This is a genomic window from Vreelandella lutescens (genome assembly GCF_014640815.1).
Taxonomy (GTDB): Bacteria; Pseudomonadota; Gammaproteobacteria; order Pseudomonadales; family Halomonadaceae; genus Vreelandella; species Vreelandella lutescens.
The window spans coordinates 41,913-67,146 of the sequence record NZ_BMHM01000003.1 but is presented as its reverse complement, the minus strand read 5'-3'; the positions used below and the strand labels follow the sequence as shown (position 1 = coordinate 67,146).

The window sequence follows — 25,234 nt, the reverse complement described above, 5'->3', positions numbered from 1 at the left end:
CATTCCTTCGTCCTTATTTTTATAAGTACCGCGAGTTTTTATAAGTACTGTGAGTTGTTATAAGCACTGTAAATTTTTATAGGTACTGTGAATTTTTATAGTTGCCGCTCGTATCGCTCAGTGGTTAACAGGCTAGCTTTTTACTGATGCTACTGAAAAACTCGCAGCTCGCCAATCAAGGCTCTAGAAACCGCTGCCAAAGTGCAGTGACCACTCGGCGATGTTCCGCAAATTCGCTGACTAAGCCCAGCGTCTTTTCGCCCGTTAATGCCGCCCGGTGGGTGCGGCTACGGTAGGCCAGATACGCCTCGCGAAGCTGCTCAGCCTCCGCCTGGGTGATGTGCCCGCTCTCCGCCAGGGTTTCCAGAATGCGAATGTTGTCGCTATAGGTGATCAGCGCAGGCGTTTGATGAGAGAGCGCGAGCACGGCGTACTGGCAGAGAAACTCAATATCTACCATGCCGCCTGCATCGTGCTTCAAGCTAAACGTGGCGTCTGCACTGGCATGTTCACCATCACCCCGCTCAGACTTGGCACCCTCTCCTTTCGTGCCCAAATGATCACGCATTTTGTGGCGCATGCTCACCACATCATCACGCAGCGCCTGCGGGTCGCGCTCGCGGCATAAAATCGAGCCTCGCAGCTCATCAAACTTGTCGGCCAGCGCCTCACTGCCCGCCACCACTCTGGCCCGCACCAGCGCCTGATGCTCCCAGGTCCAGGCGTTTTGATGCTGATAATCGGCAAACGCGTCCAGTGATGTAACGAGCAACCCCGCATTCCCCGACGGGCGAAGGCGCATATCTACTTCATACAGACTGCCTGCCGGCGTCACTGCAGTTAGCAGATGGATAATACGTTGGCCTAAGCGGGTGAAAAACACCGGCGTATCTAAGGGTCGGGGGCCGTCGGTACTGCCTTTACCGTCGCTATCGTGCAGGAACACCAGATCCAGATCAGAGCCGTAACCCAGCTCAATACCGCCCAGCTTGCCGTAACCAATAATCAAAAAGGCAGGTTCGCGGTTATTACACCCCGTAGGCGCGCCGTGCTTGCGGGTGACATGCTTCCACGCCATCGCCAGCACCGCGTCTAAAATAACTTCTGCGATATAGGTTAAGTAATCGCTTACTTTCATAAGATGACGCGTACCGGCCACATCTGAGGCGGCCACGTGCAGCATCTGGGCATGCTTGAACACCCGCAGTGCTTCTAGCTGCGCTTCTTCATCATCCTCAGGCAAACGATTGAGCGTTTGACGCAGCTCATCGGCAAGGCGCGATTTGTCGGCAGGTGTGTAGAGCGTATCGGGGGTAAGCAGCTCATCTAGCAAGATGGGGTAGCGTGCCAACTGCTCGGCAATCCAAGGGCTCGCCGAGCATAGCCGCATCAAATGCTCAAGGGTATGCGGATTTTCGCGCAGCAGCGCCAGATAGGCCGTGCGTCGCAGCACTGCCTCAATCAGCGGCTGCACACGTGCCAGCGCCGTATCCGGCGTTTCACTCTGCGCCACGGCAGCCAGCAGCAGCGGCATCAGTGCATCCAAGCGCTCAAAACCAATACGCTGCATGCTCTGCACGGCGCGCGAGTGGTAAAGGCTCTTTAATCGTTTGAGCGCTCTTTCCGATTCATTAAAGCCCGCTTCGCTGAGAAGGGCCTGCGCCTCATCCTCTTCGAGCTCACCGCGCCACAAGAGCCGCCACTGGGAGAGGCTGGCGTCGCTTTGCTCTTCATCGGCCTCCTCTTCAGGGTCAGCGATCACCGCATCGAAGTGCTGGCGCACCCGTTCGCGCACTTCATCCAACTGGGCAATGAGCCCGGGCCAATCCTCATGGTTCATGGCGAAAGCGACGCGTTCCCGGTCTTCATCGTCGCTGGGCAGCATCTGGGTTTGACGATCTTCCAGCGCCTGAAGGGCGTGCTCCACATCACGCAGGAAGGCGTAGTCTGGCAGCAGCTCATCCACTACCGCCTGGGGCAGTAGCCCAAGCTCCGGCAACCGCTTAAGCGCCGTTTGCAGTGAAGTGACCTGAAGCTCGGTGTCGCGTCCACCGCGAATCAGCTGAAACGCCTGCACCACGAACTCCACTTCGCGAATACCACCAGGCCCCAGCTTAATATTGCTCTGCATGCCTTTGCGCTTCACTTCGCGATTGATCATCGCCTTTAGCTCGCGCAGCGACTCAATGGCCCCGAAATCCAAATAGCGGCGATACACAAACGGACGCAGGCTAGCCAGCAGCTCGTGACCCGCATCGATATCCCCCGCTATTGGGCGCGCCTTCAGCATCGCATAGCGTTCCCACTCACGGCCTTGGTCTTGATAGTAGCTGGAGAGCATCGAGAAACTGCCCACCAGCGGCCCTCCGTCGCCCAGCGGGCGCAGGCGCATATCCACGCGGAATACAAAACCATCCGCCGTCATGGCATCGAGGGCAGCGATCAGGCGTTGGCCAAGCTTGGTGAAGTACTCTTGATGCTCAAGCGGCTTGCGGCCGCCTTCGGTGTCGCCCTTTTCAGGAAAAGCAAAAATCAGATCGATGTCGGACGAGAGATTAAGCTCCCCCGCGCCGAGTTTACCCATGCCGAGTATGACCAGACGCTGGGGTGAGCCATCACTGCGAGCGGCAGGGGTGCCCCAGCGAGATGCGTAAAAACGCTCCAGCCAACCAAGCGCCGCCTCGGCACACACTTCAGCCAACCAAGAGACCGAGCGAGCGGTGTCCCACATGGTGGCACCGTCGGGGCGGTTTAAGTCACGCCAAACAATGCCCAGCATGCGGGCGCGGCGAAAGCGACGCAGTGCGCGGTGTAGCGCGTCTTCGTCCTCAGCGCTCGCTAAGGCGTCGTCTAACCACTGAGTCAGCGCCTCTTTGCTGGGGGCGCTATCCAACTCCCCTGCCGCGTCCAGCTCGGCCAGCCAGTGGGGAAAGCGCGCCAGCGTATCGAGGGCGAAGGTGGAAATCGTCACTACCCGAGCCAGCGCTTCCCGGCGGTTCGAGGAGAGCGCCTCCCAACTGCTGGAGGGCAGCGGCTGTTTGGTCATCGAGGCGATGTTGTCCGCTTGGCTTAAGGCCTCGCCCAGGCGCTGATGGGCCTGAGCGGCAGCCGGTGCGAGCGCTTTGGGTAGCGTGGCGGTAGGGAATAACGCATCGTGGGTCTGCATAAGCACCTCGTTGCCAAGCGGTTGTTATGATTATTAACGACATTCAGGGCCAACTAGCCCATCCATTTTTCCCAGCCTAACAGCCCCCAGGTCAGGCCCGCCATGATCAGCGACAGCATCACCGCCGCCGAACCAATGTCCTTGGCGCGCCCAGACAGCTCGTGGTGTTCAGTGCCAATACGGTCGACCACGTTCTCAATCGCGCTGTTCAGCAGCTCAACGATCAGTACTAAAAATAAACTGCCGACCAGTAGCAGCCAGCTTACTGGGCCTTCGCCGATCCACCAGGCAAACGGCAGCAGCACGGCGGTAATCGCCAGCTCCTGGCGAAAGGCAGACTCATTGCGAAACGCCGCTTTCAGACCTTTCCAGGAGTAGCGCGTGGAGTGCAGTAAATGGGTTAACCCCGTGTGACGTGGCTTCATGCCCGTTGCCTCAGCTAAGCGTTTAATTAATTGGCCAAAATCATTGCATCTAGATCTAACGACAGCGGGTCGAGCACCTCGGGCCAGCTTAGGTAGGGTGTACTGCCGCTACCGTTCACTAACACGCTAAACACCCCCCAGCGCCCTTGGGCCGTGCGGAAATAGCCCGCCACTGCACGCACAGCAAACGGCTGATTAAGCGTGCCGGTTTTCAGCATGACGTTATTTTGAAAGGTAGGAGAGCCGCGACGGATAAAGCGCATTACGCCGTTGGCGGGCGACTGGAAAGAGGCCACAAAGCTTGGGAACAGCGCGCTCTGGCGGAACATATCCTCCAGCATCACGTTAACGCCATGAGCCGAGGTGCGGTTATCGGTGGTTAAACCGCTGCCACTATGCAGCGCCACCGGGCCGTGCCCTGGCAGGCTCTGTACATACGCTTCAATCGCCTGACCCGACTGACGCAGCTGCGCCTGGGGTGTTTCTACCAAATTTAGCGCCAGCACATCGGCCATGTAATTATTGGAGTAATTCATCGTGCGCAGCAGCAGCTCCTGCAGCGGTTGGCTGTCCACTGCAGCAAAGCGTCGGGCGCTGCTCGGCGGCTGGGTAGAGCTCACCCGCCAGGGGTCGCGTACGCTCACCCCCGCTTGGTTAAGCATACTCAGCAGCACCTGAGCGGTTTTTTCCGCCGCGTCGCCTGCGCCACGGTACACGTCCCGCGCCGATGCATTGGTGGAGATTTGCCCGGTGACACGCATTACATCGCCACGCTCATCAGTGATGCGCTCGGCGCTGATTTCAGTGCCGCTGTTTGCAGGGCGCGTCACCACCTGATTATCAATCGCGATGAGCGGTGCTTGGCTATCGCATAGGCCAACCCGCGCAGGTTCGCCGGGGGTCGCAGCAGGTGCCACGTTGACACACCAAGTACCGAAGTTCACACCGGCAGAAGTAAGCGGCGCACTGTAGGCGTTGGTGACCCGAGTACGTGCATTGCAGCGGTCGGTGGTAATGCACTCCACCGGGCCAAAGCGCCACTGGCTGACCACCAATGCACCGTCCACTTGATTCACCCCAGCAAGCTGCAAGCGATGCACTAACCGCCATAGATCTTCGGTGGTCAAACCTGGGTCACCGCCCCCCTCAAAGACGAGATCGCCGCGCAGCACGCCGTTATCCACTTGGCCGGTACTGACTAACTGGCTGGTAAATCGATGCTGTGGGCCAAAACGATTAAGCAACGCTGCCGCCATGTACGCTTTGGTGACTGAAGCAGGCGATAGCTGGCGCTCTGGGTGGAGGCTCCCCAGTAGCGGGTTACTGCCGCTATCGGCATCTAAAAGGCGTGCTTCCGCGCTAATTGAAAACCCCTTCGCCTCTAGCTGGCTCAGGCGGCTGAAATCCGCTGATAGCACTGAGCTGGCACACAGTGCAGCCGCTGCCACGCCCGCCACTACGCTACTGCGCAGCCACTGAGCGGGTAAATTAAGAAAACACGTCACGTTCTGCTACCTCAATGCACATTCATTTTAGAGAAGACCTGAAGGGTAACCACTCCGGCCACAATCAGACTAATACCGAGTACAGCAGGCAGGTCGGGCTTTTCACCAAACACAATCATGCCCACCAGCGTGACCAGCACAATACCTAAGCCCGCCCAAATGGCGTAAGTCACTCCCACCGGCAGCGTGCGTAACACTAAGCTTAATAAATAGAACGCCACCCCATAGCCGCCTACCACTAGAAGGCTAGGCAAGGGGCGGGTAAAGCCCGCCGACGCTTTCAGTGCACTGGTTGCAATGACCTCAGCGACGATGGCAAGAATGAGATACACAAACGTCATAGGCGCTCCAGATCGATACACAAACGCCAAAGCGTTTGGCCACTTTGGTCATATTTAGCTTCAAACGGGGTCAAATAGTCTGCGCCAGGCACCACCTGATTCACGCTCGCCTGCTTCCCTGTCGCTACCGCCACCGCTTGGGCAAACTCTTCAACATACAGCCGCCAGTTTGAGCGCAGCTCTAGCCGCCCGCCCAGCGCTAACAGTGTGGGGAAAACAGGATGCCCATGCCAGCGCATTTTCAGATGCGCCGCTTTAGGATAGGGGTTGGGATAAAGAAGATAGTGGCGCTCGGGAGCCCAGCCAACCTCTAACGCTAGCCGCCAAAAATCCACCAAGTCTGCGCGCACTAACAGTGCGTTCTGTGGCAGATCGCCATGCTCCCGCCCCAGCCGATCCTCACTACGGTCAACCCCCACCACCGTATGCTGAGGGAACTGTAGCGCTAACCTGCGGGTCGATAGCCCAACCCCGCAACCCGCATCGAGAATTAACGGTGCTGGACGCTGCTGGCACCATGCATCGGCCTGCTCGAACGCTTGGCGTGTGTGATCAGCAATGGGTTTACGCAGCGGATGCGCTAACGCACGCTCGACCCGGCGCGCCACATCATGATGTGGCCCAGGCTGGTTAGACGTCACTGGCCGTGAAGTGTACTGCATGCCATCCCCTGCATTAAAAAAGCGTGATTCTACCAGTCTCCCGCGTGCGCGGCATGACGCCGTTGCACGCCCGGTGCTATGATCACGCCAGAGTATTTTATGAAACTGAACATTAAGCTCAGGTCGGCCATGTGATTCAGGACGATCTGACAATAACTGTTATTAAAAACCACCGCACCACGAGGAACCCGGCTTGTCACACTTACCGGTGATTGTCGGCATGGGCGGCATCAATCCCGCCGGCAGAACCTCGGGCCATCAGGCCTTCCGCCGCACCGTGCTTGATGCTCTTCCTGCTGACCAGCAGCGCCAAACCCTGGAGGGGCTGGCAGCGCTTATGCGTCTTGCCGCGCACTCCGATAACGGATGGCACGACAGTGCAGGGCAGCCTATTGACGACCCTGCCCAGAGGCTGCGCGATCAGGTGCTTAAACACACCTTAATCCGCCGCAATGAAGACCCGCGCTTTCTAGCACCGGGCATGCCCGCCAATCGCCGAGCCGACCTCGCCTTGGCCGAGCCGCTACGCGTGACACTCCGCCGTCGCCAATTGCCAGAGCAATTGCCGGATGGCTGGCAGGTGCGCGAGATAGACGCTCGTGAGGTTGAAGTCACGATTCCAGCAGGCACGTTTGACGTGCTGTTGCCGGATGCCCAAGAACCCAAAGTACGCGCCGCCGCGCAGCTGCCCTCAGGCTTTGACCCGGCGAGCCTATACCGTAGCGTGCACCATCCGCGGGGGCTCTCCATGGCGGTCTTTGGTGCTAGCGACTGTTTGGGTGCCAGTGGCCTTTCATGGGAAACCCTGCGCCAGCAGCTCAACCCTGATCATATCGCTGTTTATGCAGGCAACTCGATTGGCCAGCTGGACGACGAAGGCTGGGGAGGACTGCTGAAAAGCTTGGTTAGCGGCCAGCGCGCCACGTCTAAACAAATGCCGCTGGGCTACGGCCAAATGCCCGCCGACTTCCTCAACGCCTATGTGTTAGGCAGCGTGGGCGGCACCGGCGCGGCACTCGGTGCCTGCGCCAGCTTCTTATACAACCTGCGCTTGGGGATCGACGATATCCGCGCAGGCCGTCGCCGCGTGGTGATGGTGGGCACGGCCGACGCGCCGATTACGCCAGAGATTATCGAAGGCTTTCGCGCCATGGGTGCGCTAGCGGACGATGCCAGCCTAAAAGCCCTGGATGCGTTAGAGCTGCTAACCGATGCCGATTACCAGCGAGCCTGCCGCCCGTTTGCCCGCAACTGCGGCTTCACCATGGCAGAGGCCAGCCAGTTCGTACTGCTGATGGACGACAGCCTAGCGCTAGAGCTGGGCGCCGATATTTTAGGCGCGGTACCGGAAGTATTCGTGAACGCTGACGGTTACAAGCGCTCTATTTCGGCACCCGGCATCGGTAACTACATTACGCTGGGCAAGGCGGCCGCCTTCGTGAAGGACATGCTGGGAGACACCGCGTTAAAGCAACGCACCTTCCTGCATGCCCACGGCACTAGCACGCCGAAAAACCGTACCACGGAATCCCACGTGTTCGACGAAATTGCCCGCGCCAACGGCATCGAGCAGTGGCCTGTGGTGGCCATTAAAGCGTTTATCGGCCACTCCCAGGGCTCTGCGGCAGGCGACCAACTCGCCAGCGCCTTAGGCAGCTTCGCCCACGGCCTGCTGCCAGGTATCCCGACGCTCGATGCGGTTGCCGATGATGTCTACGCCGACCGGCTACGGTTCTTCACCACGCCTCAAGCGTTTAGCGCCGATGCGGCGTTCATTAACGCCAAAGGCTTTGGCGGCAATAACGCCACCGGCGTAGTGCTCTCGCCAGAGATTACCGAGCGGCTGCTTACCAAGCGCCACGGCAGCGCGGCTATCGATGCCTGGAAAGCACGCCGTAAAAGTGTGCGCGCTAACGCCGCCGCTTACCTAGCCCAAGCCGACCACGGCCATTACGCACCCCGCTACCAGTTTGGCGAAGCCGTACTGGAAGGCCCGGAGCTTGAGATTCACTCAGACCGCATCAAAATCCCCGGCTACGAACATGCGGTGTCGCTTGCCACCGACAATCCGTTTGGCACGCTAGACGAGGAGACGCCGTGATGAGCACCCGTCGTGAGAATATCGCCGTCTACCCTGGGACGTTCGACCCCATCACGAACGGTCATTTTGACCTGATTGAGCGCGGCGCACGCATGTTCGATAAAGTGGTGATTGCCGTGGCGGCCAGCCCCGGCAAGCGCCCAAGCCTTGAGCTGGATACTCGCATTGCCTTAGCGCAGTCGGTGTGCGCGTCGCTGCCTAATGTTTCGGTCATCGGCTTTTCGACCTTGTTGACCACCATGATGCATGAGCAGGGCGCGACGATTATTCTGCGTGGCCTGCGCGCGGTCTCCGATTTTGAGTACGAGCTGCAGCTAGCCAATATGAACCGCGCTCAAAATCCTGAGCTTGAGAGCGTGTTTCTTACCCCGGCGGTGGAAAACTCCTATATCTCCTCGACCATCGTGCGGGAAATTGCCAAGCTGGGCGGCGATATTTCTCCGCTGGTACACCCGCAGGTCGCAGAGGCGCTGCGTAAGCACTACACTACCTAGCTATCGATATTGTTGAGTAAAACACTCGGGTATCAAACTACCCGAGTGACACGCCCTTCGTGAGGTATATCCATGGCCCTGATGATCACCGACGAATGCATTAACTGCGACGTCTGCGAACCAGAATGCCCTAACGACGCGATCTCTCCCGGTGAGGAGATTTACGTGATCAACCCCAACCTGTGCACCGAGTGCGTCGGCCACTTCGACGAGCCCCAGTGTCAGCAGGTGTGCCCGGTAGACTGCATTCCCCTGGACCCAGAGCGCCCAGAGACCCAAGAGCAGTTAATGGAGAAGTACCGCATCATTACTGCCGCTTAACTTGTGCGTATTTGGACCCTAGCCTGGCCCATCATTTTGTCAAATATCACCGTGCCCCTGCTGGGGCTGGTGGACACAGCCGTGGTCGGGCATCTGCCCGACTCCCGCTATTTAGCCGGCGTTACCCTCGGTGCCACCCTCTTTAGCTTCCTTTATTGGGGCTTTGGCTTTTTGCGCATGGGCACCACCGGGCTGGTGGCCCAGGCGATAGGGCGCGAGTCGCCTAGTGACGTGCGCAACTTGCTAGGCCAGTCGCTGATCATGGCAGGCGTGATTGGCACGCTTCTCATCGTGTTTGGCACACCGCTCATCTCGTTTGGCCTGTGGCTACTGGATGGCAGCGTGCAGGCCACGCCACTGGCTCGCGAGTATGCCGAAATTCGCCTCTGGTCGGCCCCCGCAGTGCTTGCCAATTACGCCATACTGGGCTGGTTCTTAGGTCAGCAGAACTCCCGCGTCACGCTCATGATTCTGGTGCTCACCAACAGCGTTAATATCGTGCTCGATCTATGGTTTGTGATGGGCTTGGGGATGACCAGTAATGGCGTGGCGCTGGCCAGCGTGCTCGCCGACTACAGCGCTCTGATGTTCGGTGGCTATTTGGTGCTGCGTCAGCTAGGCCATTTAGAAGGCCACTTTCAACGCCAGCGCTTGCTGGCACTGAAAGCCTATTCGGCGTTATTGAATGTTAACGCCAACCTGTTCGTGCGTACCCTGGGGCTGCTGTTTGCCATGGCGTTTTTTACCGCTCAAGGTGCCCGCCAGGGCGATACCGTGCTCGCGGCTAATGCCGTACTGCTGCAATTTATTATGCTCACTAGCTACGCGCTGGATGGCTTTGCCCACGCGGCTGAGTCGCTGGTAGGGCGTGCCTACGGGCGTCGCGATTGGCAGGAATTTGCCGCCACGGTGCGGGCCACGGCGCAGTTTTCTTTCTGGACAGCCGCTGCTGCCGCGCTGCTCTTTGCGCTGGGCGGCAATCAGCTCGTGGCGCTACTGACAGGGCTTAGCGAAGTGCGTGACACCGCCGCCAGCTATCTGCCGTGGATGGTGGCGATGCCGCTGATTGCCGTCTGGAGCTACCTGCTTGACGGCGTGTTTATCGGCACCACGGCAGTGCGAGAGATGCGCAACAGTATTTTTGCAGGCCTTGCGGTCTACCTGCCCACCTGGTGGCTATGCCAAGGTCTTGGCAATCATGGCTTATGGCTGGCGTTTACGCTCTTTACGCTTACCCGCTCGGCCGTGCTGATTGCCTACTACCGCCGCTACCGGCTCACCCGCTGGCGTGAAGCACCCATCACGACTCATCTTCGTTAAGCAGCGTTGAACCCCGCAACGGGCAGGACCTAAAAACTGCGCTAACGTAACCTTATGCATAAAAATGCACAAAAGCTAAGCGCCCTGCGCGTTAGCCGTTGAGGGGTGAAAATTGTGCCGCACCGCCGTATATTAGCCGCGCACTTCCTAATAACGAATAAAGTGAGCACTCCATGCTAAAACTCATATCAAAACCAGCGGTTAAGCTGGTCGAGCGTTATTTGCCAGACCCGTATATCTTCGTTCTATTGCTGACCCTTGTTGCTGCCGTGGCCGCTATTGCGGTGGAGCGCCAAACGCCCTTGGCCGTCCTGCGCATGTGGGGCGACGGCTTCTGGGGCTTGTTAACCTTCTCCATGCAGATGCTGCTGGTGCTGGTCACCGGCTTTATGCTGGCAAGCTCGCCGCCGGTAAAACGTATTCTGCAAAAAATTGCCAGCACCGCGAAAACCCCTGGTGGCGCGATTATTCTTGTGACGCTGGTATCGCTTGCAGCTAGCTGGATTAACTGGGGCTTTGGCCTCGTTGTGGGTGCCCTGTTCGCCAAAGAGCTGGCTCGCCTGATTAAGGTGGACTATCGCCTGCTGGTCGCCAGTGCCTATTCCGGCTTTGTGGTGTGGCATGGCGGCTTGGCAGGTTCGGTGCCGCTGACCATCGCCACCGAAGGGCACTTCTCTGCCGACCAGATTGGCGTGATTGGCACAGGCTCCACCATCTTCGCGTTCTTTAACCTGGCCATCGTGGTGTGTCTCTTTATTGCCGTGCCGCTGGTCAACCGCTTAATGCTGCCGGATGAAAAAGACAGCGTTTATGTAGACCCGAAACTGCTCAATGACGAGCCAGAGCCTGTAGGCCGCATTACGCGCCCGGCAGAAAAGCTCGAAAACAGCATGCCGCTGGCTCTATTAGTCGGCGTACCGGGACTACTGTTCTTGCTGGATCACTTCTTTCTGCGTGGTGGCAGCTTGAACCTGAACGTGGTGAACTTCCTGTTCTTGTTCCTCGCCATTGTGCTCCACCGCACGCCCCGCAACCTGCTGAACAGTTTGAACGAAGCCATTAAAGGCGGCGCGGGTATCGTGATCCAGTTCCCCTTCTATGCGGGCATTATGGCCATCATGGTGCAGTCGGGCCTGGCGCAAAGCATGTCCGAATGGCTGGTCTCGTTTGCCACTGCCAACTCGCTGCCCTTCTGGTCGTTCCTCAGCGCTGGCATCGTGAACCTCTTCGTACCTTCTGGCGGCGGCCAGTGGGCAGTACAGGCACCGGTTATGCTGCCCGCCGCAGAAGCGTTAGGCGCAGATATCGCCCGCGTGGCGATGGCCGTTGCCTGGGGTGATGCCTGGACCAACCTGCTGCAGCCGTTCTGGGCGCTGCCGGTACTGGCCATTGCGGGCTTGAAAGCCAAAGACATTATGGGCTTCTGCCTCATTCAGCTGTTCATCACCGGTATTATTATTTCGGTCGGCTTGGTGTGGTTCTAAGCCCCTAGGCCTTTCCTCTACGCCCGCCCTGGCTATGCTAGCTAGGGGCGGGCATTTTCGCTTTTAAGGTGACGTTTATGTCCGACACTTCCCCTGAACACAGTGCGCTCCCTGGCCAGCATGAACTCTCCATGACCGTATTGATGACGCCCGACATGGCGAACTTCAGCGGTAAAGTCCACGGCGGTGCTATCCTTAAAAAGCTCGACGAAGTGGCCTACGCCTGTGCCAGCCGCTACTCCGGCCACTACGTGGTCACACTCTCGGTGGATCAGGTGTTGTTTAAACAGCCTATCCATGTGGGTGAGCTGGTGACGTTTCTTGCCAGCGTCAACCATGTTGGCCGCTCTTCCATGGAAATTGGTATCAAGGTAGTGGCAGAGGATATCCGCCAAAAGCTGATTCGCCATACCAACAGCTGTTACCTCACCATGGTGGCGGTAGATGCCGACGGCAAGCCCGCCCGAGTGCCGCCGCTGGCCTTAGAGACCCCGCTTCAGCAGCTGCGCTTTGATAAAGCCGCCCTGCGTAAAAAGTTGCGCAAGCAGGCCGAACGTGAAGAGGAGCTTACCCAGCAGCAGCACCACCAACGCTAAACAAGCGCCTTTACCCATTACGACAAGGAGTCATCATGCCCACCAGGCTGCGCTACCCCCACCTGCCCAAGGCCGTTGAGTATGCGCATATCGGCTGGGATTTTCTGATCCTCGCCGCTGTCATTATTAACCTAAGCCTGCTGCTGTTTGATTCGTTGTTTCTGATTGAGCCTATTAATCAGGCCATTGCCAACATCGCCCCCGGCTTTCACCGCGCCTACGATACGGCTGTTCACAGCCGGTTTCTCACTATTGATTTAATCTTTGTCAGTTTCTTTATTGCCGATGTGCTGCTGGGCTGGGCCGTGGCGATTGCCGAACGGCGCTATCACCGCTGGTTCTTCTACCCCTTTGTGCACTGGTACGACGTGCTGGGCTGCATTCCACTCAGCGGGTTCCGCCTGCTGCGGGTACTGCGCGTGGTAGCGCTGTTAAACCGCCTGCATCGGCTGCGCTTAATTAACGTCACGCGCTGGTCGATCTACCAATTCTTCGCCAAGTACTACGATATTCTGCTAGAGGAGCTCTCTGATCGTATCGCCCTGCGGCTACTGGGCAATGTGCAGCAGCAGATTAAAGCCAGTGACTCACTCACTGAACGAGTGATTGAGCGGGTGATTATGCCGCGCAAAACCCAGCTAATTCATGAAATTGCCCAGCGCCTGGAGGCCACAGCAGGCCAAGCGTATCAGCAGAACCGGCTCGCGATTATGGCGGCCATTGATGATTTAGTGAGCCGCACGCTGCGCGAAAGTCCGGAAATTCAGCGGCTACATCGCTTCCCGATGGGGCAAACGGCCTCCAGCGCCATGCAGGCGTCTATCAGCAGTGTGGCCCAGCGCTTGGTGGATGAGTTAGCCCAGGGCATGCACTCCCCCGCTTTTCGCCAGCTGGTCGAGCGTACCGCTGAAAGCGGCTTCGACAGCTGGCTTACCGTCGATGACGCCAGCGCCAAAGTCACCGAGCAGGTACTTTACGACGTGTTAGAAATGCTCAAAGAGCAGGTGCGCCATCAAGGGTGGAAAGATCGCTACGACTAGCTATACCGTTTCGGTGGCCAAAGGCGGCTGTTCAAGGCTCTTTCGGATAATGACCAGCGCGCTGACGAGCGCTGCCTGGTGAGCAGCAGCCCCCACGCAAATACGCACCGCCTGCGGGGCAGGAGCGCTACCCACGCAAAAGGGCTCAGCGCTGGTAACTTTGACGCCCTGCTGATTTAACCGCTCACACAGCTCCTGCGCCCGCACGCCATCAGGTAACGTTAGCCATACGTTGCTCCCGTTCGGTTGCCGACTAAGCGTGTAGCCTGCCAAATAGTCCGAAACAAGGCGCTGCCGCGCCGCCAGCTCTTGGGTTTGCCACGCCAGTAACTCCTCTGTCGCGGGCTGAGCCACCCAGTGGCAAACTAAATCCACCATCAGCGGTGGCACCATCCAACTTTGAGCTCTCAAGCCCGCCGCCAGCCGGTCAAGCAGTACAGGGGGTGCACGCAGCACGCCCATACGCAGCCCGCCTGCCAGCACTTTGGCTGTGCTAAACACGAACAGCGTACGCTCCGGTGCTAACTGATACAGCGGCGTACCGCGCTGTTCGGCGGGTAAGTACTGCACGCCATCCTCTAACAACCACATGTCATAACGCCTCGCCAAGGCGACTAGCTGCTCTCGGCGCGCCTCACTCAGACAAATACCGGTGGGGTTATTTTGGTCTGGCGTTAGGTAAATTAAGCGTGGCGGCTGGCGGGCGCATTGCGCCTTTAATGCCTCCATACACATGCCATCTTGATCAAACGCGATAGCCACCATCTTGAGATGTGCCTGTTGGGCAGCGCTAATCGCCCCTGGGTACGTCAGCGCATCAGCCGCCATCAACTCTCCCGGTCGCAGCAGCGTGCCGAGCGCCAGGCTAATGCCGTGTTGCCCGCCTTGGGTAATCAGCATCTCCTCAGCGTTCAGGGTCATTCCCAACTGTTCTAACCATTGCGCTAAATAGACGCGATGGTCATCGCTGCCTTGGGAACTTGAGTAAGCCACGCTGCGCCTGAGCGCCTGTGCAGAGGTGCTTAGCGCACTCAGTGCAGCGCTCATCGCCTGCTCTCTCAGGGGGTGGGGCGGCGGCAGGCTAAGGCTTAAATCAATCGTGTCGTCATCGGTTTGCATGCCGGACTGGCCGCCAAACACGCGGGCTGGCCCGCGCTGCTTCACGTAAGTGCCGCTGCCTACCCGGGCACTCACCCAGCCGCGATGCTCTGCTTCAGCATAGCCACGGGTGACGGTGCCCACGGTGACGCCTAGCGCATCCGCCAATCGGCGCTGGGGCGGCAGCTTCTCCTCTGGCGCTAATTCACCGCTGGTAATGGCATCGCCAATCGCCTGAGCAATCGCCCGGTAGCGTGGGCCAGGGGTATGTTCAATCGTCGGCACCCAGATTGTCATGATGACAATAAAACCTTTGACGTGGAAATTAGCCACATTATGCTAACAAAAATGCCCACTAACAACTTAAACCTCAAAATTGTATGGATACAAAAAATGAACAGTGAATGGCTAATCCTTGGCCCTGCCGCGCTCTATATGCTGTCGATGACGCTCACCCCTGGGCCCAATAACATCATGCTTACCGCATCGGGGGCTAACTTTGGCTTTCGGCGTACGATGCCGCATATGTGGGGGATTTTAGGAGGCTGCTTTTTACTGTTTGCCGCCATTGCACTGGGGCTGGGGGTGCTGTTTGAACGCTTCCCGGCGGTGCAAACCACGCTGCGCTGGGTGGGAAGCGCTTATTTGCTCTATCTTGCTTGGAAAATCGCCACCGCCCCGCCGCCCAATTTACACGGCAGCCAGCACGGTGTACCGCTGACGTTTTGGCAGGCAGCCATGTTTCAGTTCGCTAACCCAAAAGCATGGGTGATGGGGCTGGCCCTAATGGCGGGCTTTCTACCGGAAAGCGGCCAGCCGGTCATCAATGCCTTGGTATTGGCCGGGTTTGCGGAGCTGGTGGCGCTGCCCTGCATTGCCCTGTGGGCCGCCTTTGGCAGCGCCATCGGGCAGTGGATTAAAAGCGACCGGGCGTGGCGCGGATTTAACATCACCATGGGCGTGCTCACCGCCGCCTGCGTATGGCTGATCTTGCGCTAACCGCAGCGCAGCGCCTCAATCATGTCGTTGCTTTCCAAATGAATATTGAGGCGGTCGTCACGGTAGTCCATGGTGGCGGCCGTACCGGGGCGCAGTACACGGACCTGAGTTGCGCCGCTTTGCTCTTCTAACGTCGCCACGTTGGCCTCATCAAAGGGGGCACCAATAGCATATTGTACGGCGTTGGCATCACACGCCTGTGCCACTGGCGCGGTTTGCTCCACCGTGGGCGGTTTGGGCGCTGCGGCTTCATTCGGCGCGCTACTGCACCCCGCCAGCAGCACCATGGCAAATAGGCCGCCCAAGCCTTTTGCATAACGCTGCGCTGATGACATTAAAGAATTTTCCAGCGTCATTTATTGACCTCCCTTCACAGCAGTGCGGGCTAGACATAAGTGTCTAGCCCGCACGGAATATGACCAACCATTTAGCCCAGGCCGTTAACTCGCAGCATCCTCTACTGCCTGGCCACCCTCTTGAACATCTTGTCCTGCCCCTGCAATGGTATTACAGCCCGCTAGAGCACCCGCAGTGATGAGTAGAATAAAGCTCGTCGCCAATAATTTTTTCATCGTGTTCTCCATAACAAATCAGTCAACATCGGGAAGCTCCGGCGGCAGCCTCACCGCCAGGGAGTGTTTTCAGCGTAACAGATTTTAATGATTTCGCCTGTTTTCCCTGAGTTAGCCGCTGCCTGCTATGATGCTTGCCACACCGTTCGGCATAGGAGCACATCACTTGGCCACCTTTGAACTTGACCCGCGCTTAGCGGCAGACACACTGCCATTGGCTGATTTACCTCTCTGTCGCGCACTATTGATGAACGATGCCCGCTACCCCTGGGTCGTGCTGGTGCCCAGGGTGGCGTCGGTCAGTGAAGTGTTTGAACTCAGCCAAGAAGACCAAACCAAACTCTGGCAGGAAGCCACTCAGCTTGGCGCGGCGATGAAAGAGGCTTTTCACGGCGATAAGCTCAATATCGCCACGCTCGGTAACGTGGTGAGCCAGCTGCATATTCATCTGGTGGTTCGCTACACCGATGACGCAAGCTGGCCTGCCCCCGTGTGGGGTAACGGCACTCCCACGCCTTATGAATTAGCCCAGCAAGGTGAGCGTCGCGAACAGCTGCTGGCGCAGATAGCGGGGCTTACGCTGTCGTCTTAATTACCCAGCTTAATTGCCCAGCAATGAGCCACGCGCTGGCGGCTCGTTCAATAACGGCCCGCTGACAGGTTGGGCTGCTCCGGCAAGCGCCAGGGAAATGCCTAGCGCAATAATGACCGTGCCACCTGCCAGCGCGGCCCATCCGGCGGCTTTTTCGACCACTTGGTGGCTTTGCTTATGCAGCCGCTTCGTTGCCCAACCTCGCGCTACGATGCTCGCTAGCGCCAGGACAGAGACGGTAATGCCAGTGCCCAGCGACATCGCCACCACCGATGCGACGCCCACATAAAACTGGCCTAAAAGGCTCGCGGCACCCAGCATTAATATCGCACCGCTGCAGGGGCGCATTCCGATCGCCCCCACGGTCATCAGCGCCGTGCGCCAATCCAGCGCCTGCTCGGGCTCAATATGGTGAGCTCCGCCGCAGCAGTGGGTATGGTCATGGCTGTGGTGATGGCTGTGATCATGAGAATGATGAGGCTCAACCACTGACTCACGGCGGGCGGAATAGGCATGGCGCAGCTGTTTCAGCGCTCGCCAGCAGAGCCAGACCCCCAATAGGGCTACCAGCAGAAAGCTGGCCTGCTCGACCCATACCACGCTGCCCATGGCTTGGCGCGTCACCCAGCCAAGCCCGTGAACCAATACCATCACCATCACAATCGCGGTCACGCCTTGCAGCAGCGATGCGGCAAAGGAGAGCCCTAGCGCTCGGCGCGTCGCCCCACCATGGGATGCCAAGTAGGTGGCCAGTACGGCTTTGCCATGCCCTGGCCCTGCGGCATGAAACACGCCGTAGGCAAAGCTCACGCCCAGCAGCGTTAGCCACGTGCCGGAAGAAGGCGTGCGTGAAAGTTCAGTAATCGCTAAGGTGAGACTGCGGTGTAACTCCCGCTGCCAGGCAAGCAGTTGAAGGCTAACGCCCTGCAAATTCGCCTGGACCGCCCATGTGAGTAGCGCCGCAGTGAAGAGTGCCAGCGCTCCCATGGCCACTTGTCGTCGCGTTAACGGCATTACCCCTCCGCAATAAAGATATAAAGTAACACTTTATACATGACCGACCCCACTGGTTGCTAGCGGCAATCGACCCGCCCCGTTTCGGCAAAGTGGCGACCTAAACCGGGCTCTCCCTGTTCATCCACATCCAGCAGTGCGGCCTGCATGACCAGCTCTGGGTCGGGGTCAGCGGGTAGCACGCTCAGTGCGCAGTTAGGCGCACCGTTGAGAATAAGTGCCTGAGCCGAGGGTTCATCCCCCTCCTCTTCATGGACTATTTCAATGTAGTAGGTCGGATCAAAGACTTGGTACTCAAGCAATTGCCCGCTCAACGGCTGGGGCGATGCTAACGGTAGAATGAACATAAACGTTAAGCGCCCATCTCGCTCTAGTGCCGTGTACTCGGTCACGTCGCCAAAGGACTGTTTTTCGCTGCCGATACGCACCTCAGTAAAGTAGTGCTGTGCCGCCAGATTATTACGAATTTCTCCACCGAGCTGATCTAGCCCTTCCTCCAAGCTGCCTCCCGGCACCTGCTGTAACTCCTCAAACACGACCAAGCTGTAGAATGGATCCATCCGCCATGTTTGGTGAAGCCCGGTCGCCACGCCTTCGTCATCGGTGATGACCCGCACGCTCATATCGATCCAGCCGTGGGGGTGCGCCATGGCTAAATGACTGGCGCATAAACTCCCCCCTAATGCTAACGCTAAGCAGGTGCGTCGCAAGATGGCTCGTGATAACGCTCTCATTAAGGTAACTCTCCTAATTTAGCTTGCAGCTCCACCAACCAAGGGTCTAGCACATAGGGAGGAATCGGCTGACTCCCGCGCAGTGCCGAAACGCTGACCAGACTTCCCCCTTGCGCTTCGCTTACTTGAAGCTGAATCCGGTACCCAGGCCAGCGCGCCAAGCTCGCTTCAGCGCGCCCTAACGTCAGGTCGGCGTGGCGTATCACATAGCCCTGTTCCATCATCAGCGCTACCGCCTCAGAAAAAGTGCGTTCCACCGGGGCGTTGTAGCGCAGCTCACGCGGCTCCAAAGGCTGCGTCGTGGCACAGCCTGACAGCCCTAACGCAGTGCACAGCGCGATAGTCACAAGCAAAGCGTGACGCGTTGATTTCATAATGCCCCCTGGGTGATGGCCGCTTGCTCAAATGCCTGTTGGAAACGACGGCAGAAATCATCATTACTCGCGCTGTAGGATTCGCGCAGATCGCCAAGATGGTCGAAGCGGCGAATATCTCGGGAGATACGCAGATGACCGTCGCGAGCCAGCAGCGACACCCGTTCTACCTCCACCGGCTGCTGGCCGAACCCTGGGCCAAAGGAGCCGCCCACGCCAATTCCTACGCCGCGACCAATACCAAACCCGCCAAACAAGCGAAAGCCGCTGCCATAGCCATAGTCGTAGTCATAGCGGTCGTAATAGCCAACCAGCTCGCGCTCACGGGAGGCGCTCACCAACCCAAGCTCAGTGTCGGTCGTCTCCAGCGAAAAACTCCAGGCTTCCAGCACGTCAATGCTTTCTGTCACCACGCTTAACGTTTCGCTCGGCCCGGACTGACCAGTGGGGAAGTAGCAAGCCGCCGCGGGCGCAGGCTCCGCTTGGGGCAGCCGGTCAGGAACCGTCTGACATCCCGCCAGCGCCAATAGGCAGGTGATGCTAATGGGTATGGCCTTCATGATAAATCCTCTCGCTACCTTCGTGGCTGGTGTGTCACCAAGCAGCGCGCTAAGCTCGCAAACAGAGATAAAAAAGAACGACAACACGCTGAGACAACGTTTTAAGGAGGTTGTGCGATGAATGTACTGCTTTGCCCAGACAGTTTTAAAGACTCCCTAAGTGCCGAACAGGCTGCCCAGGCCATGGCACAGGGTATTCACCGGGCAGCGCCCAACGCCATCACACACCTCTGCCCCCTGGCGGACGGCGGCGAAGGCAGCCTGGATGCCTTAATTGCCGCCACCCATGCCGAGCGCCGCACACTTACCGTACAAGACGCCCTTGGGCGTCCACGCCAAGCCGCCTGGGGTTGGCTGAGCGAGCAGCGTACCGCGTTTATCGAGCTGGCAGAAGCCAGCGGCCTACAGCATCTTACCCGCCAAGAACGCAACGCCCTGCACACCACCACCTTTGGTGTTGGCGAGCTATTTCTCGCTGCCTTAGACGCAGGCGCCACCCATGCTCTGCTGCTGCTCGGCGGTAGCGCCACGAACGATGCTGGCGCTGGCATGCTCCAGGCCTTAGGGGCCACCCTGCTTGACGCCCAAGGCCAGACACTACCGCCAGGCGGCGCAGCGCTTGGGCAGCTTGCCACCCTGGATCTTTCGACACTCGACCCACGGCTCGCCAAGCTGCGCGTTGAGGCCGCCGTGGATGTAGATAACCCGCTACTGGGCGAACGCGGCGCCAGCGCGGTGTTCGGCCCACAAAAGGGCGCGACAGACGATGATGTCGCAACGCTAGACCGTGCGCTCGGCCACTTTGCCGACCTCACTGCCAAAGCGCGGGGCAGCGATGATCGAGGGCTGCCAGGGGCGGGGGCGGCAGGCGGTATGGGGTTTGCGGCACACTGCTTTTTGAACGCGACGCTAACGCCGGGCATTGAAATGATCATGCAGCAGGCGAATTTTGCCCACTTGCTGAACGATGCAGATTTAGTGATTACCGGCGAGGGCCGCCTAGATGGCCAGAGCTTAGCGGGCAAAACGCCGATTGGTGTCTCCCGCGCCGCTAAACGCCAGGGCAAGCCGGTGATTGTGCTCGCGGGTAGCCTGGGCGACGGCTGGCAAGCCTGCACGGAAGAAGGCGTTACCGCCGCCTTTGCACTGGCCGATGGTCTCATGACGCTGGAACAAGCGCTGCCTCGCACCGCAGAGCTTTTAGCAGATCGCTGCGAAAGCATTGCAAGCCTATGGCTGGCAAGCCGCTGAGCAAGCAACGTTGAGTAAGCAACGCTGAGTAAGTAACGTTGAGCATGCCCCTTGAAATGACGCGCCTGCGCCTACATCTCTTTATCCATCAGCGATGAGTCAGCCGTCGCCAGCTCACCGCCCTAAACTAGATCAAACGATTTGATGGCCGCACTTTTTGAGCGCGGCTCCAACCATGGAGGAGCACCTAATGGATGATATGAACAGCATTGGCCTACACGAAGGCAGCGCCAGCCAGTTAGCCGAGAAACTCAATCACCTGCTGGCCAACTATCAAATTTTTTACATGAACGTGCGTGGTTACCACTGGAATGTGAAGGGCAACGACTTCTTTGAACTACACGCCAAGTTTGAAGAGTTCTACACCGATCTGCTGACCAAAGTAGACGAAGTAGCCGAGCGTATTCTCACCCTGGGGCATAAGCCGGTACACGCCTACAGCGATTACGTGACGCTCTCGAGCATTCAGGAAGACAAAGACGTTCACGATGGCAAAACCTGCGTGAAGGGCGTGCTCACCGGTTACCAAACGCTGATTGAGCTGCAGCGCGAGTTGCTATCGTTAGCTTCTGACGCCGATGATGAAGGCACGGCTGCCCAAGCGGGCGACTATATTCGCGAGCAGGAAAAAACCGTGTGGATGCTTAACGCCTATTTAGGTAAATAAGTGCGCTAAACCGCCCTGGTTAACAGATAGTGAATAAAAACGGCACCTCGGTGCCGTTTTTTTGTTGCGGGTGGGTGGCATGCGGCGTTACTTCTTCGCCAGTGCTTCCACCAGATCGCGCAGCATGGCCCAGAACTCCGCCACAGACGCCATTTCCACTCGCTCATCCGGCGAGTGCGCGCCGCGAATCAGCGGGCCAAATGAAATCATATCCAGGTGGGGATATTTACTGCCTAAAATGCCGCACTCAAGCCCCGCGTGGATCACTTTTACTTCAGGGACGTACCCCATTAGCGCCGCGTGCCGCGTCTTGAAGGTAGCCAGCAGCGGGCTTTCGGGGTTGGGTGCCCAGCCGGGGTAACCGTTCTCGACTTTTACCCGTGCGCCCATAAGCCCAAACAGTGCCTGGAAACGCCCGGCCATCGCCTCGGCCGCGCTATCGTGCAGCGAACGCACCAGGGCACAAAGATGAAAGCGCCCCTCTTCAACGCTAAGCACCCCCAGGTTATTGGAGGTTTCGACCACGCCGGGTACGTCTGCACTCATGCGCTCAACGCCACACGGGGCGGCATGTAATGCGGCCAGTAGCATAGCGCTGGCATCGCGGGTGAGCGGTTCAGCGTCAGCCTGCTCAGCTCGCTGGGCGGTGAGTACCAAACCGCTATCTCCACTGCCGAGTTCCGCTTTAAGCGTTTTTGCCAGCGCCTCTACCGTTGCCAAGGCGGCGTCCATATCGTCAGCGGGCAGCGCCACCTGAGCAAAGGCTTCGCGGGGGATGGCATTGCGCAGCGTGCCGCCCTGGTAGCTCACCAAACGGGCATCCAGTGCGTCTAGCGCCCACAGCACACGGACTAACAACCGGTTGGCGTTACCCAAGGGCTGATGAATATCCATGCCCGAGTGACCACCTTTCAGGCCAGTCAGCGACAGAGAGAGCAACTGCTCATCTTCTTGCAATGCGGCGCTGGGCAGCTGCGCGTCGACCACCACATCCGCACCGCCCGCACAGCCGATGTACACCTCACCGCGGTCTTCGCTATCCAAATTCAGCAGCAGCGAGCCTTCCAGCCAGTTCTCGGCAAGATTCAGCGCGCCGCCCATGGAGGTCTCTTCCTCCAGGGTGAACAGCGCTTCCAGCGGGCCGTGGGTGAGCTCGGGGTCTTCCAGCACGGCCAAAATTGCCGCCACGCCCATACCGTTATCTGCGCCCAGCGTGGTGCCTTCCGCGTGAAGCCAACCCTCTTTGACCACGGTGCGGATGGGGTCACGGGTAAAATCATGCTCATGCCCCGCGTTGGCCTGGGCCACCATATCCAGGTGCCCCTGCATCACGATGCCCGGCGCGCCTTCACAGCCGGGCGTTGCGGGCTTGCGAATGCGCAGGTTGCCAAAGGCATCCCGGTCGTGGGCCAGCCCTTGAGCATCGGCCCAGGCTTCTAACGTCGCCACCAAGGCGGCTTCATGGCCGGAAGGGCGCGGTGTATTACAGAGGGTGCGAAAGTGCTGCCACACAAGACGTGGTTCGAGCGCTGCTAGATGTGCGTTCATGGAAACTCTTCATTATCGATAACCGGCTTACTTTAACGCTCTGGCTCACTGGGGAAAAGCACGCATGCTTCGATCACTTGCTGCACAGCCTGACGTAAGCGTTGTACGGCCTCTTTTTGAGCCTTCGCTAACGGCTGATTTTGGTAGGCCCAAGCAGCGAGCTGCTGATGCGCCTGCTGGGCCTCGCCTAGCGGCTGCTGGCTGGCTTCTCGCGCCAGCGCCTGCAGCGCCGGGCGAGCCAGGGCGGGGTCGCGGCGGGCATAGGCGACATCGTGAATGGCTTGGTGCTTGGCTGCGCTAAGCGGCTGGACGGGGAGCGAGGTAAGCAACAGCGCCACCACCGGAGCGGGCAGTGTTGCCAACTCAAACGCCAACAGACCGGGTAGCGAAGCGGCAAAGCCAGCGGTTAATTCACTCAGCACCAACTGCCCCTCTTGGTTGAGCGCTTTGGCAACCATCACGGCGTATTCGCCAGTGGCGGCCTCTCGGGTAATGCCTAAACGCACTGGCACAAACCCCAGCGCCAGCCAAAATTGGAGTAACCCTGCCTCGGCCCCAAAAGTAGCCCCATACAGCGCAATACCTTGCTGAGCAGCGCTGGCAATATCCTCTTCCAACAGCTGCCGACCCAGCCCTTCGCGACGGCTCTGGGGGTGGGTGGCGATGCGCGCCACTCGCCGCCAGCGGGCTGTCAGCGCGCCACGAATCCCGCTATGCGCTGCCAGCGACTGCGCTAACAAATGCCCCTGAGGCCTGCGCTCCCCCCGTGCGACCTGATCGGCAAGGGCTGCATCAAAGCCGCCCTCTTCGCGGGTCACCAAGACTGCCTGGGGGTCTGTCTGATGCGCATCTAGCACCACGCGCAGCGCCGTACCGGGGCCATCCAACAACTGGCGTAAATCACTCGGCGTGGTGCGGTAGTGAGACTGTACTAATAGGCCAAACAGTTTTTCGAGCAGCACGTCCTGCTCGGCCAACGATGCTTGGTGGAGCACCACGGTGGGCCGCCGTTCGCCATGACTTGGCTCAGCGTTAGGCAGCGGTGCATCTAATAACAGTACACGCTGTGTCACCGCTTCTAATGGATCACCTGCTGACCAGCGTATCGGCGTTTGCAGGGTCAGCTCACGCCACTGGGGCGCTTTACGCTCTAGCACGTCGCGAAAGCGCAGCGCAAAGCCGCGCCCCGAGCCTTCGTAGCCATGTACTGTGGTGGCAAACGCAATGCGCGGGAAAGCATCCAGCCAGGGGGCTAACAACGCCGCAGGAATGGCGGCTGCCTCATCCACAAGCAGCGTGCTACCGCTGCCCCCCAGCGAGCCTTGTGCCACCTGCTCAGTCAGCACATCGGGAGGTAGAAACCGCAGTCGGCTGCCATTGGTTAGCGCGATATCACCCATGTGATCACGCTGAGCATCCGGGCACAGCGCCGCCACGCGGGCAAAGACACTCTCCACCGCGCTGAGCCTTGGAGCGGTGATGATGAGCTGTACATCGCGTTGGCGCAGCAGTCGGGCGCAAGCGATGCCCAAGGCGGCACTTTTACCTCGGCCACGGTCAGCGGTGATCACCAACGGCCGACGGCGTTTGAGCTTCACCAGCGCACTCACGGCGTGGGCTTGGTCCGCGGTTAAGCAATCAGCATCGTCCCACTGTGCCTGCTGCGAAAGCCGCGGACTCAGCGCCGGTAACACCACGCAGCCATCAACCGACCAGCGTATCACCGCGTGGGCATCATCCAACTGGCGGGCCAGACGCGCTAAGTAATGCGCGCTAAGTGCCTCCCACTGCCAGGGGTAATCGGCAAAGCGGGCGTAGTCAGGGTCGGGCTGGCAGCCCCAGCCAAAAGGTGTCACCAGTACTAAAAAGCCACCGGCACTTACCGTGCCGGCCAGCGCTCCTAGCGCATCGGGGTCCAACCCCTGATGGCCGCTGGCATCCATAATGACAAGCTGATGCTCCGCCCCCAAACGTGTCCGCGCTTTACGGCTTGGCAAGCTTGGCGATACGGGTGCTTGCTGCGCGTCGCCGACCCACAGCGGAGAGCACCAGTCGTAGGCCTGCCACAGCGCTAGCGCCTGTTGACGAGCTTTTTCAGGCGTACCTTCAAGCCACACAAACCCACGCCAGCCGCGCCGTTTCAAGCGATGGGCATAATGCACCAGCGACGCTGCCTGCTTAGCAATGGCCGCACAGGGCAATGAGGTGGACTCAGCGGGGGGTGACCCACCCATGGCAGCTCCTTACGCAAGAATTATCTTACAACTTTGGTTTAACAAACCTGTGCTTTTCAACGTTTTCTCACCCTTCAACACTCATACGAAGGCTTAAAAAATAAATATAAATCATTGTTTTTAAATCTATTTTTAA

The 25,234-nt window shown here is 58.8% G+C and carries 25 protein-coding genes; 11 read left to right on the top strand and 14 right to left on the bottom strand.

The window, feature by feature from the left end:
* Positions 1–175 precede the first annotated feature (175 nt).
* The 5 genes from glnE to trmB are packed head-to-tail and all read right to left on the bottom strand — an operon-like array spanning position 176 to position 6,099.
* Positions 176–3,166 carry a bifunctional [glutamate--ammonia ligase]-adenylyl-L-tyrosine phosphorylase/[glutamate--ammonia-ligase] adenylyltransferase gene (glnE, locus tag IEW65_RS07895; protein WP_188638952.1) on the bottom strand — a complete coding sequence of 997 codons (2,991 nt, stop codon included), beginning with the start codon at positions 3,164–3,166 and terminating at the stop codon, positions 176–178.
* Positions 3,167–3,219: 53 nt separating this feature from the next.
* Entirely contained in the window at positions 3,220–3,591 is a 372-nt protein-coding gene (locus IEW65_RS07890) for a diacylglycerol kinase (RefSeq protein WP_188638951.1), read from the bottom strand.
* A gap of 26 nt (positions 3,592–3,617) precedes the next feature.
* Complete coding sequence (gene dacB, locus IEW65_RS07885; protein ID WP_188638950.1) at positions 3,618–5,096, bottom strand: D-alanyl-D-alanine carboxypeptidase/D-alanyl-D-alanine endopeptidase; 1,479 nt, start codon at positions 5,094–5,096, stop codon at positions 3,618–3,620.
* Between the two features lie 11 nt (positions 5,097–5,107).
* Positions 5,108–5,437 (bottom strand): DMT family transporter, encoded by a 330-nt coding sequence (locus IEW65_RS07880; RefSeq protein WP_188638949.1) that lies wholly within the window; start codon positions 5,435–5,437, stop codon positions 5,108–5,110.
* On the bottom strand, positions 5,434–6,099 hold the full coding sequence (gene trmB / locus IEW65_RS07875; protein WP_188638948.1) for a tRNA (guanine(46)-N(7))-methyltransferase TrmB: 666 nt from the start codon (positions 6,097–6,099) through the stop codon (positions 5,434–5,436). Before trmB ends, IEW65_RS07880 begins: the two co-directional genes overlap by 4 nt.
* Before the next feature lie 220 nt (positions 6,100–6,319).
* Here trmB and IEW65_RS07870 point away from each other — a divergent pair, with 220 nt between their 5' ends.
* The 7 genes from IEW65_RS07870 to IEW65_RS07840 all read left to right on the top strand — a co-directional run bounded on the left by IEW65_RS07870 (position 6,320) and on the right by IEW65_RS07840 (position 13,455).
* Complete coding sequence (locus IEW65_RS07870; protein WP_188639441.1) at positions 6,320–8,200, top strand: beta-ketoacyl synthase; 1,881 nt, start codon at positions 6,320–6,322, stop codon at positions 8,198–8,200.
* Positions 8,200–8,694, top strand: coding sequence for a pantetheine-phosphate adenylyltransferase (coaD, locus tag IEW65_RS07865; RefSeq protein WP_188638947.1), 495 nt, complete (start codon positions 8,200–8,202; stop codon positions 8,692–8,694). Before IEW65_RS07870 ends, coaD begins: the two co-directional genes overlap by 1 nt.
* Before the next feature lie 72 nt (positions 8,695–8,766).
* Positions 8,767–9,015 carry a YfhL family 4Fe-4S dicluster ferredoxin gene (locus tag IEW65_RS07860; RefSeq protein ID WP_039182874.1) on the top strand — a complete coding sequence of 83 codons (249 nt, stop codon included), beginning with the start codon at positions 8,767–8,769 and terminating at the stop codon, positions 9,013–9,015.
* A gap of 3 nt (positions 9,016–9,018) precedes the next feature.
* Complete coding sequence (locus tag IEW65_RS07855; RefSeq protein WP_188638946.1) at positions 9,019–10,335, top strand: MATE family efflux transporter; 1,317 nt, start codon at positions 9,019–9,021, stop codon at positions 10,333–10,335.
* A gap of 173 nt (positions 10,336–10,508) precedes the next feature.
* Positions 10,509–11,819, top strand: coding sequence for a short-chain fatty acid transporter (locus IEW65_RS07850; RefSeq protein WP_188638945.1), 1,311 nt, complete (start codon positions 10,509–10,511; stop codon positions 11,817–11,819).
* Positions 11,820–11,896: 77 nt separating this feature from the next.
* Positions 11,897–12,415, top strand: coding sequence for an acyl-CoA thioesterase (locus IEW65_RS07845; protein ID WP_188638944.1), 519 nt, complete (start codon positions 11,897–11,899; stop codon positions 12,413–12,415).
* A gap of 35 nt (positions 12,416–12,450) precedes the next feature.
* The gene (locus IEW65_RS07840) at positions 12,451–13,455 is read left to right on the top strand and encodes an ion transporter (protein WP_188638943.1); all 1,005 of its coding nucleotides are present in this window, start codon (positions 12,451–12,453) and stop codon (positions 13,453–13,455) included.
* Here the strand turns inward: IEW65_RS07840 and IEW65_RS07835 are convergent, their stop codons facing one another.
* Complete coding sequence (locus IEW65_RS07835) at positions 13,456–14,850, bottom strand: aminotransferase-like domain-containing protein (protein WP_188638942.1); 1,395 nt, start codon at positions 14,848–14,850, stop codon at positions 13,456–13,458.
* A gap of 96 nt (positions 14,851–14,946) precedes the next feature.
* Here IEW65_RS07835 and IEW65_RS07830 point away from each other — a divergent pair, with 96 nt between their 5' ends.
* Positions 14,947–15,552 carry a LysE family translocator gene (locus IEW65_RS07830; RefSeq protein ID WP_188638941.1) on the top strand — a complete coding sequence of 202 codons (606 nt, stop codon included), beginning with the start codon at positions 14,947–14,949 and terminating at the stop codon, positions 15,550–15,552.
* Here IEW65_RS07830 and IEW65_RS07825 read toward each other — a convergent pair.
* Both IEW65_RS07825 and IEW65_RS07820 read right to left on the bottom strand, forming a co-directional pair.
* Positions 15,549–15,908, bottom strand: coding sequence for an I78 family peptidase inhibitor (locus IEW65_RS07825; protein WP_188638940.1), 360 nt, complete (start codon positions 15,906–15,908; stop codon positions 15,549–15,551). The two genes, IEW65_RS07830 and IEW65_RS07825, sit on opposite strands and share 4 nt — an antisense overlap.
* Positions 15,909–15,992: 84 nt before the next feature.
* Complete coding sequence (locus IEW65_RS07820) at positions 15,993–16,124, bottom strand: entericidin A/B family lipoprotein (protein ID WP_188638939.1); 132 nt, start codon at positions 16,122–16,124, stop codon at positions 15,993–15,995.
* 166 nt (positions 16,125–16,290) lie between these two features.
* On the opposite strand from IEW65_RS07820, the gene IEW65_RS07815 reads away from it, so the two are divergent.
* Complete coding sequence (locus IEW65_RS07815; protein WP_188638938.1) at positions 16,291–16,716, top strand: HIT domain-containing protein; 426 nt, start codon at positions 16,291–16,293, stop codon at positions 16,714–16,716.
* Positions 16,717–16,725: 9 nt separating this feature from the next.
* On the opposite strand, the gene IEW65_RS07810 is transcribed toward IEW65_RS07815, so the two are convergent.
* The 4 genes from IEW65_RS07810 to IEW65_RS07795 are packed head-to-tail and all read right to left on the bottom strand — an operon-like array spanning position 16,726 to position 19,398.
* A complete protein-coding gene (locus tag IEW65_RS07810) occupies positions 16,726–17,730 on the bottom strand; it encodes a nickel/cobalt transporter (protein ID WP_188638937.1) in 1,005 nt (334 codons plus the stop codon).
* A gap of 59 nt (positions 17,731–17,789) precedes the next feature.
* On the bottom strand, positions 17,790–18,464 hold the full coding sequence (locus tag IEW65_RS07805) for a DUF1007 family protein (protein WP_188638936.1): 675 nt from the start codon (positions 18,462–18,464) through the stop codon (positions 17,790–17,792).
* The gene (locus IEW65_RS07800) at positions 18,464–18,838 is read right to left on the bottom strand and encodes a hypothetical protein (protein WP_188638935.1); all 375 of its coding nucleotides are present in this window, start codon (positions 18,836–18,838) and stop codon (positions 18,464–18,466) included. The genes IEW65_RS07805 and IEW65_RS07800 overlap by 1 nt, the downstream gene beginning before the upstream one ends.
* Complete coding sequence (locus IEW65_RS07795; RefSeq protein WP_188638934.1) at positions 18,835–19,398, bottom strand: hypothetical protein; 564 nt, start codon at positions 19,396–19,398, stop codon at positions 18,835–18,837. Before IEW65_RS07795 ends, IEW65_RS07800 begins: the two co-directional genes overlap by 4 nt.
* Before the next feature lie 117 nt (positions 19,399–19,515).
* Between IEW65_RS07795 and IEW65_RS07790 the strand changes: the two genes are divergently transcribed.
* Positions 19,516–20,649, top strand: coding sequence for a glycerate kinase (locus tag IEW65_RS07790; RefSeq protein ID WP_188638933.1), 1,134 nt, complete (start codon positions 19,516–19,518; stop codon positions 20,647–20,649).
* Positions 20,650–20,839: 190 nt separating this feature from the next.
* On the top strand, positions 20,840–21,316 hold the full coding sequence (locus IEW65_RS07785) for a Dps family protein (RefSeq protein ID WP_188638932.1): 477 nt from the start codon (positions 20,840–20,842) through the stop codon (positions 21,314–21,316).
* Between the two features lie 87 nt (positions 21,317–21,403).
* Here IEW65_RS07785 and IEW65_RS07780 read toward each other — a convergent pair whose 3' ends face one another.
* Positions 21,404–22,864 carry an aminoacyl-histidine dipeptidase gene (locus IEW65_RS07780; protein WP_188638931.1) on the bottom strand — a complete coding sequence of 487 codons (1,461 nt, stop codon included), beginning with the start codon at positions 22,862–22,864 and terminating at the stop codon, positions 21,404–21,406.
* Between the two features lie 32 nt (positions 22,865–22,896).
* Positions 22,897–25,098: a tRNA(Met) cytidine acetyltransferase TmcA gene (locus tag IEW65_RS07775; RefSeq protein ID WP_188638930.1), complete on the bottom strand. Its 2,202-nt coding sequence runs from the start codon at positions 25,096–25,098 to the stop codon at positions 22,897–22,899.
* Positions 25,099–25,234: the final 136 nt, after the last annotated feature.

Bases quoted from the DNA above. Each gene is read 5' to 3' on its own strand.
- glnE (WP_188638952.1), bottom strand. From the start codon at position 3,166: ATGCAGACCCACGATGCGTTATTCCCTACCGCCACGCTACCCAAAGCG.
- IEW65_RS07890 (WP_188638951.1), bottom strand. From the start codon at position 3,591: ATGAAGCCACGTCACACGGGGTTAACCCATTTACTGCACTCCACGCGC.
- IEW65_RS07880 (WP_188638949.1), bottom strand. From the start codon at position 5,437: ATGACGTTTGTGTATCTCATTCTTGCCATCGTCGCTGAGGTCATTGCA.
- trmB (WP_188638948.1), bottom strand. From the start codon at position 6,099: ATGCAGTACACTTCACGGCCAGTGACGTCTAACCAGCCTGGGCCACAT.
- IEW65_RS07870 (WP_188639441.1), top strand. From the start codon at position 6,320: ATGGGCGGCATCAATCCCGCCGGCAGAACCTCGGGCCATCAGGCCTTC.
- coaD (WP_188638947.1), top strand. From the start codon at position 8,200: ATGAGCACCCGTCGTGAGAATATCGCCGTCTACCCTGGGACGTTCGAC.
- IEW65_RS07860 (WP_039182874.1), top strand. From the start codon at position 8,767: ATGGCCCTGATGATCACCGACGAATGCATTAACTGCGACGTCTGCGAA.
- IEW65_RS07850 (WP_188638945.1), top strand. From the start codon at position 10,509: ATGCTAAAACTCATATCAAAACCAGCGGTTAAGCTGGTCGAGCGTTAT.
- IEW65_RS07845 (WP_188638944.1), top strand. From the start codon at position 11,897: ATGTCCGACACTTCCCCTGAACACAGTGCGCTCCCTGGCCAGCATGAA.
- IEW65_RS07840 (WP_188638943.1), top strand. From the start codon at position 12,451: ATGCCCACCAGGCTGCGCTACCCCCACCTGCCCAAGGCCGTTGAGTAT.
- IEW65_RS07835 (WP_188638942.1), bottom strand. From the start codon at position 14,850: ATGACAATCTGGGTGCCGACGATTGAACATACCCCTGGCCCACGCTAC.
- IEW65_RS07830 (WP_188638941.1), top strand. From the start codon at position 14,947: ATGAACAGTGAATGGCTAATCCTTGGCCCTGCCGCGCTCTATATGCTG.
- IEW65_RS07825 (WP_188638940.1), bottom strand. From the start codon at position 15,908: ATGACGCTGGAAAATTCTTTAATGTCATCAGCGCAGCGTTATGCAAAA.
- IEW65_RS07820 (WP_188638939.1), bottom strand. From the start codon at position 16,124: ATGAAAAAATTATTGGCGACGAGCTTTATTCTACTCATCACTGCGGGT.
- IEW65_RS07810 (WP_188638937.1), bottom strand. From the start codon at position 17,730: ATGCCGTTAACGCGACGACAAGTGGCCATGGGAGCGCTGGCACTCTTC.
- IEW65_RS07805 (WP_188638936.1), bottom strand. From the start codon at position 18,464: ATGAGAGCGTTATCACGAGCCATCTTGCGACGCACCTGCTTAGCGTTA.
- IEW65_RS07800 (WP_188638935.1), bottom strand. From the start codon at position 18,838: ATGAAATCAACGCGTCACGCTTTGCTTGTGACTATCGCGCTGTGCACT.
- IEW65_RS07795 (WP_188638934.1), bottom strand. From the start codon at position 19,398: ATGAAGGCCATACCCATTAGCATCACCTGCCTATTGGCGCTGGCGGGA.
- IEW65_RS07790 (WP_188638933.1), top strand. From the start codon at position 19,516: ATGAATGTACTGCTTTGCCCAGACAGTTTTAAAGACTCCCTAAGTGCC.
- IEW65_RS07785 (WP_188638932.1), top strand. From the start codon at position 20,840: ATGGATGATATGAACAGCATTGGCCTACACGAAGGCAGCGCCAGCCAG.
- IEW65_RS07780 (WP_188638931.1), bottom strand. From the start codon at position 22,864: ATGAACGCACATCTAGCAGCGCTCGAACCACGTCTTGTGTGGCAGCAC.
- IEW65_RS07775 (WP_188638930.1), bottom strand. From the start codon at position 25,098: ATGGGTGGGTCACCCCCCGCTGAGTCCACCTCATTGCCCTGTGCGGCC.